This is a genomic window from Acinetobacter sp. ATCC 27244, from assembly GCF_000156555.1.
GTDB lineage: Bacteria > Pseudomonadota > Gammaproteobacteria > Pseudomonadales > Moraxellaceae > Acinetobacter > Acinetobacter haemolyticus.
Genome location: NZ_GG665949.1, coordinates 385,303 through 394,922, shown reverse-complemented (window position 1 = coordinate 394,922; position 9,620 = coordinate 385,303). Strand labels below are relative to the sequence as shown.

Annotated in this window: 8 protein-coding genes; 4 read left to right on the top strand and 4 right to left on the bottom strand. The window is 37.8% G+C overall.

Annotated elements, in window-relative coordinates; all coding sequences use genetic code 11:
* Window positions 1-57: 57 nt before the first annotated feature.
* Both HMPREF0023_RS01765 and HMPREF0023_RS01760 read right to left on the bottom strand, forming a co-directional pair.
* On the bottom strand, window positions 58-669 hold the full coding sequence (locus HMPREF0023_RS01765) for a glutathione binding-like protein (RefSeq protein ID WP_008941002.1): 612 nt from the start codon (window positions 667-669) through the stop codon (window positions 58-60).
* Between the two features lie 239 nt (window positions 670-908).
* On the bottom strand, window positions 909-3,371 hold the full coding sequence (locus HMPREF0023_RS01760) for an ExeM/NucH family extracellular endonuclease (protein WP_026056285.1): 2,463 nt from the start codon (window positions 3,369-3,371) through the stop codon (window positions 909-911).
* Between the two features lie 183 nt (window positions 3,372-3,554).
* On the opposite strand from HMPREF0023_RS01760, the gene trmB reads away from it, so the two are divergent.
* Window positions 3,555-4,271 (top strand): tRNA (guanosine(46)-N7)-methyltransferase TrmB, encoded by a 717-nt coding sequence (gene trmB / locus HMPREF0023_RS01755; protein WP_008941000.1) that lies wholly within the window; start codon window positions 3,555-3,557, stop codon window positions 4,269-4,271.
* 361 nt (window positions 4,272-4,632) lie between these two features.
* Entirely contained in the window at window positions 4,633-4,992 is a 360-nt protein-coding gene (locus tag HMPREF0023_RS01750; protein WP_005090952.1) for a hypothetical protein, read from the top strand.
* A gap of 64 nt (window positions 4,993-5,056) precedes the next feature.
* On the opposite strand, the gene HMPREF0023_RS01745 is transcribed toward HMPREF0023_RS01750, so the two are convergent.
* Window positions 5,057-5,419, bottom strand: a complete 363-nt coding sequence (locus HMPREF0023_RS01745; protein WP_017395921.1) for a 5-carboxymethyl-2-hydroxymuconate Delta-isomerase — start codon at window positions 5,417-5,419, stop codon at window positions 5,057-5,059.
* A 10-nt stretch (window positions 5,420-5,429) separates the two neighbouring features.
* Window positions 5,430-7,145 (bottom strand): AAA family ATPase, encoded by a 1,716-nt coding sequence (locus HMPREF0023_RS01740; protein WP_008940997.1) that lies wholly within the window; start codon window positions 7,143-7,145, stop codon window positions 5,430-5,432.
* Window positions 7,146-7,373: 228 nt separating this feature from the next.
* On the opposite strand from HMPREF0023_RS01740, the gene HMPREF0023_RS01735 reads away from it, so the two are divergent.
* A complete protein-coding gene (locus HMPREF0023_RS01735; protein WP_017395919.1) occupies window positions 7,374-8,339 on the top strand; it encodes an alpha/beta hydrolase in 966 nt (321 codons plus the stop codon).
* A 38-nt stretch (window positions 8,340-8,377) separates the two neighbouring features.
* Window positions 8,378-9,100, top strand: a complete 723-nt coding sequence (locus HMPREF0023_RS01730; RefSeq protein ID WP_017396551.1) for a glutamine amidotransferase — start codon at window positions 8,378-8,380, stop codon at window positions 9,098-9,100.
* The last annotated feature ends 520 nt before the right edge of the window (window positions 9,101-9,620 follow it).

The following is a 9,620-nucleotide window of genomic DNA, read 5'->3' as shown; positions in this document are numbered from 1 at the left end:
AATTATTAAAACTAAAAAAGCCTCTTTTAGAGGCTTTTTTAGTTGCATTTAAACTATTTAGCCCAAAAGGCCTTCATCACGCATTGCAATTTGAACAGATTGACGTTCAGCAACTTTATTACGTAGTGCAATAATATTAATATAAGGCGTTAGGTCATGTTCAATATGATTCGACCAATTCGTTAATACGAATAAATATGCATCCGCTGGTCCAAAATTATCATCAACCAAATAATCATATTCAGATTCAGCTAAATAATTGTCGATATATTGAAGTAAACGATCGACTTCGGCATAGGCTTTGGTCTTCTCATCATCAGTCAATGCACCACCGAAGAATACAGCATAAGCATCATGTAATTCTGAATTCAAATAACCCAACCATTCAAGAACCTTAGCACGTCCCATACCTGATGGAGGAATTAAATCTTGCTTAGGATCATGCTGAGCCAAAAACGGTAAAATTGCCACATTTTCAGTTAGCATTAAACCCGGATTAATTTCTAAAGCAGGTACATAACCTTTCGGGTTGATTTCATAATAATCCACACCTTTTTCGGTTTTATGTGTTTTTAAATCAACGCGTTCTAAATCAAAATCTACATTTATTTCATTTAAAATAATATGTGCTGCCAATGAGCAAGCACCAGGTGAATAATACAACTTCATGTTTGATCCTTGTTATCTAACTCTTATGTTCTAAAACGCTTGATCGAAATTTGCAAAGTATGTTTTCACAAATTTGTCAATAAACGTAAAATGCCTGTTCATCTGACTATTGGCGAATTTATGCGATTTTGCAAGTAGTCTTATGTCAACTTTTTATTGTGATCGTATACATCCTGTTCAAATAAACTTAATTGCTAAGAAGAGCAGATCATTTTCTACTCTTCTTAGTATTGAACCAATTAAACTTTCACTTTTCGAGAACGTAACGAATAACCCGTAAGCCCCAATAATCCTAATATCGACAACCATCCAAAACTTCCTGAAGAACTTTTTTGGGTAGATGGCTTATTCTCAGGATCTTGTAAATCAATATCCACAATCACAGGGTCATGATCGGAAGAACGATAAGGGTCTTCTGCGAAGAATAAGGCCTTTTGCTCATCGTTTTTATATTCTTCGTTATAATCCAAAACTGTTGGCTCATCCGCATTGATATGCCAAGCAAAAGCTTTTTTGACTTTACTGTAAAGATTAGAATCCGCAATAGCATGGTCTAAATTACCAGCACCACCATAACCTTCAGCATTACTGGATACACCAAACACATAGCTATAGGCCTGTTCACCTTGTCCAATCGTTTTGTCATTCAATAGCACTTTATAATTTGCTTTTTCTAGAGCCAAGATTGGGTCTTCTTTGGCATAACTATTCATATCACCTAATAACAAAATATTTGGCGTTTCAACTTGTGTTGGATTTTTTGCTGCCCATTGAATTAATTGCTCCACCGCCTTAACACGTGTTGGATTCCAACATCCCTGCCCATCTTTCTGATCTGCATCTAGTGATGCTGCATTTACTCCAGAACAGCTTTTAGATTTAAGATGATTCGGTATCACCGTCAACATTTGCTTTCCTGAAATAGGCTGGAAGGTTTGCGCAATTGTGGTTCTGTTTTTGTCTCCCAAATCCAAAACCACAGGTTTATTTACAGGTTTGACACGCTTACTGTTATAAATAATTGCGACCGCAATCGCATCTGTACCCAAACGATCTAAGTTTTCTGGTACCACATAACGCCAATCCGTACCTAAAGCACGAGTGAGATAAGCAATCGCACTGTCTTCGCCAAAACCATTGTTGGCAATCTCCATCAGACCATAAATATCAGCATCAATTGCTCGCATCGCACTGACAATCTTACGATGTTGTTTATCAAACTCAGCTTGTGAAGTTGCACCACGCTCAGTTGGAAAACCATTTTTACCGTTATCGTAATTCAGGACATTGAATGCTGCCGCACGAATTAATTTATCTTCTTTGGCAATTACAGTTGGCCGTTCTGGTGTAGGTTTAATAATCGTCGGAAGATTACTACCTTGAATTGGTTGAATACGCCAACCATTGAATCGGTATTCTAAGATACCTTCAACGTTTTGTAGTTGATGCCCAACCCTCAATGTATTGGCTGCACTAAAATTCTGAGGTAACCACGGTGTTCTGTTTTGATTGTTATAACCGTCATCTAGAATAATTTTTGATAATAAATTTTTCTGTGCTAACTCTTTTGCTTCGTTAGATAATGGTGCATGTAAGTTAGTTGGAATATACAAGCGCCCTAAGCTCAAAGATAATTCGCCAAAACGACCATAATTATAGTTTTCACTGATGGTTAAGCTTTGTGGAAGTTTAACCAACATGCCCTGATAACGTTGTGGAGAGTTTTCAGTCAATTCTGTCAAACTTTTAAATGGTAAATTCAAACTGATTGGTTGAATCTGGCCTAACATATTTGAATTACAAGTTTCAATGTCTTGCTGAATTTGATCGATTTGCAATTGATTTTGATAGGCAGTTAAGCGTCCCCGTAAGATCACTTCATCACCTACATTCCCACCTTTGATCGTACTACTTGCTGGGATATAGACAAAAATGGCATTACTGACATTCGCCTTGGCTTTGCTATCCGGTGTTTGCACATAAAAACCCGAGAAGCCATTGTTATAACGATAATCTGCGGTAATCACACCACGTACTGTATAGTTTTGACCTTGAGTCGCTTGATCGTTTAGATCTGCGATGGCAGTATCTGAACTCGAGCAGCTAATCGTCTCATTGCTAGGCGGCGATGTTGTAGATCCTGTCAGATTCGAAAAATCATTTCGATCTGTCCACGCTTTCCATGCACTGTCTAAATCAAAACTTGTTGTTGGATCAATTTCAGTCACAGGATTTGTGTTTTGCAGGCGGGTGAAACTATTGCCTTTGCTAAACACGGTATTTCCCCAACCATTCACAGGCTGCTCTCCGACTCGCCCAAAACGATCAACAACTTTGCCCTTATGTACCAGTACAATTGCATCATCCCCATTGAATGATAATGCTGCAACCTGATTGACCTGAGAGCCTAGTACTGCTTGTAATTCAGTACGACCAACTAGAAATTTGGCTTGACTCGCCAACGTACCTTGTAGCTGGAAAGCCACAGTTTTCGTCAATGCACCATTATTAAACTGCTGAATTTCATATTCAGCCAAATTTGCAGCTGTCGCATCTGGATTGTAGATTTCCAAGCCTTTTTTATTACTACTACCATCCACATATTGGCTAAACATCAGTTGAGCATATGCTTGTGAAAAAGCTGAACAAGCGCCAAGAAGACCAAGGCAAACAGTGACTGTACGCAATTTAAATGTTTTCATCATATTTTACTTTATGTTCAAATCGCCATTAGCCTATTCAATCTTTGTGACATCTGGATGAAGAATTGCTTGCATGTCTTCAGTAATTTTAAAAAAGATTGAGCAAATAAAATCATTTAAAGATTTGACTTGACCCCGTGAACACTTAAAATACGCCTTTTCTATCTTTATATCTCCAGAATCATGTCAACCGATCAGTTAGAAACGCAAATTACCGAACTCGACAATTTGCCAGAGCACCGTGAAATTGTGACATTTATGCGTCGTTCAGCACCGCTCAACACTTCACAACGCACTGCTTTAGAAAATTATCGTGATTTAATTTTGGAATATCCTGTTGGCGATCTACGTCAGCATTTTGAACATCCTGAACGTCCTCTAACCGTCGAAATTGGTTTTGGTATGGGACGTTCTTTGGTTTTGATGGCAAAAGCGAATCCTGAGCGTAACTTTGTAGGGATCGAAGTCCATGTTCCTGGTATCGCGCAGTGTGTCTATGAAGCGGGCATGGCTGAGCTAAAAAACTTACGTGTACTGGATGCTGATGCGATTCAAGTACTTCGTGAGATGCCTGATAATAGTATCAACTGCGTACAACTGTATTTCCCTGATCCATGGCAAAAGAAGCGTCATTTTAAACGTCGTTTTGTGATCCATGAACGCATGCAATTGGTTGAACAGAAACTCGCGTTAGGTGGAACATTCCACGCTGCGACCGATTGGGAACCATATGCAGAGTGGATGCTTGATGTTTTAGACAATCGCCCAAATTTGGAGAACTTGGCAGGTAAAGGCAATAGCTACCCTCGCCCAGACTGGCGTCCTGTGACAAAATTCGAGCGTCGTGGTATCGAATCTGGTCACAAAATCAATGATTTTATTTTTAAGAAAATAAACTAAAAACCTAGGGCATTTCTACCCTATTTTAAATTTATAGCATTAGATATCAATTATTTAATGCTATTTTTATATCTAATTTGAAATATTTACTCTCAGTATAGTTTCTATACCTATTCTTTTTTACATTAACCTCTCGATGGATACATAAAGAGTGACCATTTTTGCTGATAAGAGACTCATTTAAATACAAGTGTTTACACGATCTATAAATATCTATATGAATGTTGAGCTAAAATCAAAGTTGACAAGTTGTATAGCTCACGGATCAATTGGGCAAAAACATGGAATAGGATGTTTTACCTATCACCCTCGTAAATACGTACAACCACGTCAATTAATGATGAAAGATAGGATAACTTTTATGGAAAAAACACTGCAATGTCCAAAATGTGGCTCTACAGAAATTGAAACACGTGATCATGACAAATTACTGAAAACCACTGGCGGTGTTTTAATGACTGCTGCTGGCACAACAGCAGGTACTGTAGGCGGTGCAGCGACGGGAGCATCCGTAGGTGCAGCGATTGGTACCGTAGCGGGTCCATTAGGAATCATTGTCGGTGGTACAGTAGGAACATTTGTTGGTGCAATCAGTGTAGGAATCACTGGCGGTGTGGTGGGTAATATTTTTGGAAAAAAAGCAGGTGTCATAATCGACAAAAATATTTTTCAGGACTATCGCTGCTTAAAATGTAACTACCGCTTTAAATTAAAAAATTAATATGACAGGAAAAACAAAAAATCTGGCATCTAAGCCAGATTTTTTTATAACCTGTTTTGCTCAGCTAAGCAATTCCCTTAAAGTAGTTTTCTTTTGGCATATCAATCACTTCAATGCAAAGCTGTATCGGAAACTCAAACTCGGATTTCAAATATATTTTATGCTCAAGCGTCCTTAGCAAACTCTGTCCTAAAATTTGCTTTTGTGCTGCAGACCGTCCACTGAGCAGATAAAGTTTCAGATGAATATAAGCATCTTGTTCATCACCCAAACCAATCATAAACATTTCATCTTTGAAAATACGAGATTTAATATCATTTGCATCAAATAGCGCTGTTGCAATTAATGATGTGTTAATTTCTTGAAGCAACTTCTGTTGATCTAAATCAATCAATTGTGCTGAGTAATTTACCGTGATATGTGGCAATGTATTCCCCTTACTCAACAAATAACAAAGCTAATCGAACTTGGTCATAAGACATTCTAGGACTCGTAGCCTCTACAATTGGGCGTAACTTGATCGCACCATCATCGGTAAAATGCTCGGGATTCTTGCGTTTATGCAAACGTTTATAAATCTTGCGCACTTCTTCCACCACTTCATCGCCGGGATGTGCAACAGAAATATCCAAAGCTTGTTCTTTATGCAAACGCGCCAAATGATTAATAATCGTCGCTGGGGTTAATCCACGCTCATGTGCAATGTCTTCGATCTCATAGCCACCCTCAAACAAAGCTCTCGTTTCATCTAAAGTCGCGGTTGCATAATTTTGCTTCGTACCGCTTTTGGATAATTTCTTTTCATTGCGTGCAATTTCGGTTGTATTTAATGTACCGCCACAATGACGAATAAATGAATTGTGCTGAGTGGTTAAATCAACATTTTCAAAATTTGCTTCTGCTTCAGTGGATAACTCCTGAAAACGGCGGTCAGCTTTTATCGCTAAACTGTCTAGCTCTAGGGCCTGCTGATTAAACCCAAGTAATCTAAGTCCACTCAACGACTTTAATCGAGACAGTGCCACATAACCCTGACCTTTCTCAAAAGTATGCGTTAAATTGATTTCAGCAGCTTCAAGCGTCATACCCTGACTTTTATGAATGGTAATCGCCCAAGCCAAACGCAAAGGAATTTGTTGAAAGCTTGCGATTGCTTTACCTGCTTCGTTTTCAATAGACCACGTTTCAGGTTCCACCAACAAAGTTGTCCCATCCGTTAACTTGACTTTAGGGAGCAACCCTTGTTGATCATCTTCCTCAAAACCAATGACCTCACCTAAACTGCCATTGATATATCCCATATCAAAATTATTTTTAACAAACATAACTTTGGCATGTTTTTTCAAGCTAAGTTCTTCGGGTGCGCGAACCGAAGATTTTAAGGTTTCGATGAGTTTTTCATTTCCATCAAGGACTGCATTGAATTGATGACTTTCAGTGTCGATCTCATTCAAATGTTGATAATTGATATTATCCACATCCATATTATGAGTATATAAACGCGTGAAGGTATCACCGATATCTTGATCTCGAGAATGCTGTAAAGCTTGAATATGGTCTGCCTGAATATTCTGGGCACGAATTGCATTCAAGATCTGATTCAGTATTTCATCGTCCTGACGATGCTGCTCGGTGAGATAACAAACACGAAATTTCGCTTCAACCCAAGCGTCAGACATAAAACAAAATTTATCGCGGTTGGCTTCTCCATTACGCCCTACAGGCGGAAGCTGAAAGAAATCACCAGCCACAATAACCTGAATTCCACCAAAAGCCTCATCGCTTTCTTTGAAATATTTAAGCACCTGATTGACTAGATTCAGCTGCTTTGCGTGCAACATTGAGATTTCATCAATAATCAAGACTTGGGCATTTTCTAAATGCTCTTTTAGGTATTTCCGCTCTTTCATTCGCTTGAGATCATCATCACTCAAACTATCTTTAATCCCAATCCCTGCCCAAGTATGAATCGTCATGCCATTCATATGTGTTGCTGCAATCCCCGTCGATGCTGTAATTGCAACAGGGACTTTACGTGCTTTTAAATAATGAATGTATTGATTAAGCGTATAGGTTTTCCCTGCACCTGCGGAACCTGTTAAAAAAACATTTTCCCCAGCTTTTAAAAGTTTCAGTGCAGTCTCTTGTTTCATAATTTCATCAGTCAAAAACAACAGCACATAGCTTAACGATTTTTTGCCAAAAATAAAAACTCAAACAAGAAAACTTGGCTTGGGTATTTTAAAATTTTTGATCGACTAACATTTTCTGTCATCTAAGTGTCAACTGATGGCTATGAACCCTTTGGATCTTATATTTTCATTGACATATTGGTCTTTTCATTTATGGTGGTTATAAATAAATTCGGGCTGAATATAAAAATGAATAGCTTAAATCTACATACTTATCAACCAGATATACTCGGTGATGATTACCAACAACTGACTTTAAATTTTGCTGATGATTATGATGGAAAAGTAGTTGCAACATTGGTACGCAAAAAAGCCAATCAAGCTACAAAAAAAGCAGTGTTATATATTCATGGTTTCGCCGATTATTTTTTTCAAACTGAAATGGCTGAACAGTTTAACCAACAAGGTTATGACTTCTATGCGCTTGATCTAAGAAAATACGGACGTTCAAAACTTCCACATCAAAAACTGTATTACGTTTTAGATCTGCGTGAATATGATGCAGAAATCAGCAAAGCGCTCGAAATCATTGGTCAAGAAAATCACAATCAGGTACTACTTGCAGGTCACTCGACAGGTGGACTAATTACAACGCTGTACGCAGCGCATTACCCTGATCATCGTCTAATCAAAGCAGTTTGGGCGAACAGTCCATTTTATGATTTTTATAAAAGTACTATTGAAAAAAAGGTTGGTATACCTTTACTCAGTAAAGTTGGAAAACGCTTACCCAATGCCAAGTTCCCTAGTGGTCTAAATCAGTGGTATACACCTAGCCTACACAAAGCATTTTATGGTGAATGGGACTTTAATTTAAACTGGAAACCAAAATCTGTTCCTTTTGTCCGATTATGCTTCGTTCATGCAATTCATGAAGCACAAAAAGAAATTCACCACGGTATCCACCTCAACGTTCCAATCCTGATTATGCACTCGCACCAATCTAAATACCCAAAAAAATGGGGTGTAGATGCACAGCAAAGTGATGTTATTCTTGATGTAAAAGACATGACACATAATGCAAAAAAAATGAAAGGCGACGTACAAACCTTATCCGTACACAATGGGATGCACGATTTAGTGCTTTCTACACCACCGGTACGTGAAAAAGTTTACAAAGATCTCTTTGCATGGCTTGAGAAAAAAATGCCTTAATTGATCTCCATTCATTTATGGGCCTAAATACTTCTCACATGAATAATATGATTGCAACTGCTCTGCCTAAAACAATTTATGCCATTCAACATCTCGCATTTGAAGATTTAGGCTCACTAGAAGATCTTTTCTACCAACTTGGTTTTCGTATACGTTATTTTGAAGCAGGTGTAGACGATCTTCGTCCTGCACTCAACTATGACGGCCTAACCATTGTTTTAGGTGGTCCTATTGGAGTGTACGAGACTAAGGACTACCCTTTTCTTATTGATGAAATTGCAGGGCTTAAACAACGTTTGCAAGCCAATAAACCAACAATTGGGATTTGCCTAGGCGCTCAACTGATTGCTCATGCACTTGGTGCTAAGGTATATGCTGGCCTCCAAAAAGAAATCGGCTGGAGCAAACTTGAAATTACCCCGATTGATGAGAATATCTTAGCGCCACTGGAGCATATTAAAGTGCTACATTGGCATGGAGATACTTTCGATTTACCAACCAATGCGACACTGCTTGCCAGCTCCCAACTGTATCCTCATCAAGCATTTTCGGTAGGACGCAATATCTTGGCCTTACAGTTTCATATTGAGATAACTGAAGATAGTTTTGAGAAATGGCTAATTGGTCATACTTGTGAAATTCGTCAGGCTGACTTATCGATTGCTCAATTAAGAAAAGATAATTTGCTCTATGCTACAGAATTAGAACATCAATCCCATCTGGTTATTCAAAACTATCTAACAAATCTCGCATCTAAATAAATATATAAAGGAAAATGATTGTTCTGGCATCAGCAGACCGATCATTTTTTCGGCAGATAAATCTACAAAACCAATCATAAAAATTAATACTGTTGGAAAAAACCTTAAAATATTACATTTGTTAAGCTTAGATTACATAACATACACATGAAACACATCAAGCACCCACAAGATAATTTGAAAAAATTTTATAATAAACAATAGAATATAAACATTATATGTTTTTACATTTTGTTTATTTGCGTAGGTGGGTGAGAGTTATGTTGAAGTTTCTCAAGAGTTTTCATACGATTAATACGTATTTAATCGCATCAACAGTGCTACTTATTTTTCTTGTGATCTACTTTTATCTAAATCCTGTCCCGTCCTAAAATAGATTGACAGTATTTCATTTAAAACCGAGTTAAGCAATTAGCTCGGTTTTCGCTTTCTCATACATCTGATTAGGAGTAATCATATTTAAACTTAAATGCGGTCTGTAGCAGTTATAAATCACTATAGATTCCGAAATTAAATGATT